General features: G+C 55.0%; 1 protein-coding gene. It reads left to right on the top strand.

Annotated elements, in window-relative coordinates; all coding sequences use genetic code 11:
- Nucleotides 1-215 precede the first annotated feature (215 nt).
- Nucleotides 216-1,145, top strand: coding sequence for a transposase (locus MMG91_RS28780; RefSeq protein WP_310661449.1), 930 nt, complete (start codon nucleotides 216-218; stop codon nucleotides 1,143-1,145).
- Nucleotides 1,146-1,253: the final 108 nt, after the last annotated feature.

Below are 1,253 nucleotides of genomic sequence, written 5' to 3'. Positions count from 1 at the left end.
GCTTGTGTCTTGCGCAGGAATTAGACTGGGGGTGAGAGCGGTGAGTGGCAAGCTGAATGCCCGGAGTGCTTAAAGCACGTGTGGGAGCCCATGCTGCCATTCACCTCTCCACTCTGGTTATTGAGCCCGAACAGTTGAACGAGCCTACCTCGAACATTTACAAGCGTGGTGCCCAGCCAGAGTGCTCTCACCTTTGAGTGTAAGAGGATTCGGCTATGTTTTCCTGCGCAGGCATCGATGTTGCCAAAGATACCCTTGAGGTTCGGATTAACCCGCAAGACGTTGGCGCGAGTTACCTCAATACCGCCAGTGACTTCCTTGCGCTGATTGATTGGTTAAAGCGCCACCAGGTCAGCCGCGTATTGCTGGAAGCCACCGGCGGCTATGAGCGAGAGGCCATGAAAGCGCTTCAGGCCGCGGGCTTCGAAGTCTTGCGGATCAACCCTCGTCGCGCCAAGAACTTTGCCAAGGCGATGGGGCAGCATGCTAAAACCGACCCGATAGATGCGCGCCTTCTCGCGCAGTTTGCCGAAGTCATAAAGTCGCCAAGCAACCGCATCACCAGCCCTGAACAGGACAATTTGCGTGCGCTGGTACAGCAGCGCGAAAACTTTGTTCAGCAGCAAAGTGACGATATACGGCGCCTCAAAACAGCTTCTGCTGACACGGTAAAACCCTGTCTGCGAGGTCATATCGACTATTTATGCCAGGCAATAAAGTCGATAGAGAAGTTGATCCGTCAAAGTGCCCAAGACCTGGACAGTGATAAAACGGCTCGGTTGTGCTCGGTCAAGGGAATAGGACTCGTGACGGCAGCCAGCTTAATGGCCTATTTGCCTGAGCTGGGCGAGGTTGGACGGCACGAGATTGCAGCGCTGGCAGGCATAGCCCCATACAACGATGACAGCGGCAAGCATGAAGGTCCGCGTCACATTAGCGGCGGCAGGTTTGCTGCGCGTCGCGCGATGTACATGGCGTGCTGGGTGGTGATTCAGCGACAGCCTGAGTTCAAAGCGCGGTATGACGCACTGCGTCATAAGGGCAAATGCGCAAAAGTAGCGCTCATCGCCTGTATGCGCGTGCTGCTGATACGGCTGAACGCCATGATCCGAGACCGAACTGAGTGGAAAGAACCCTTGGCCTAAACGGGTCGCGGTGTTCCTGTAGGGCATCGCATGGCCTAAAGCTGTGGGAGTTCAGCTGTCTATCAATATGCCTTCAAAATAAAGACCATCAAGACAGTTGCTCCCACA

It is taken from the genome of Pseudomonas sp. JL3 (genome assembly GCF_031570575.1).
GTDB lineage: Bacteria > Pseudomonadota > Gammaproteobacteria > Pseudomonadales > Pseudomonadaceae > Aquipseudomonas > Aquipseudomonas cucumis.
The sequence above is the reverse complement of the archived record's forward strand: the minus strand, read 5'-3'. Positions and strand labels throughout refer to the sequence as shown.

Bases quoted from the DNA above. Each gene is read 5' to 3' on its own strand.
- MMG91_RS28780 (WP_310661449.1), top strand. From the start codon at position 216: ATGTTTTCCTGCGCAGGCATCGATGTTGCCAAAGATACCCTTGAGGTT.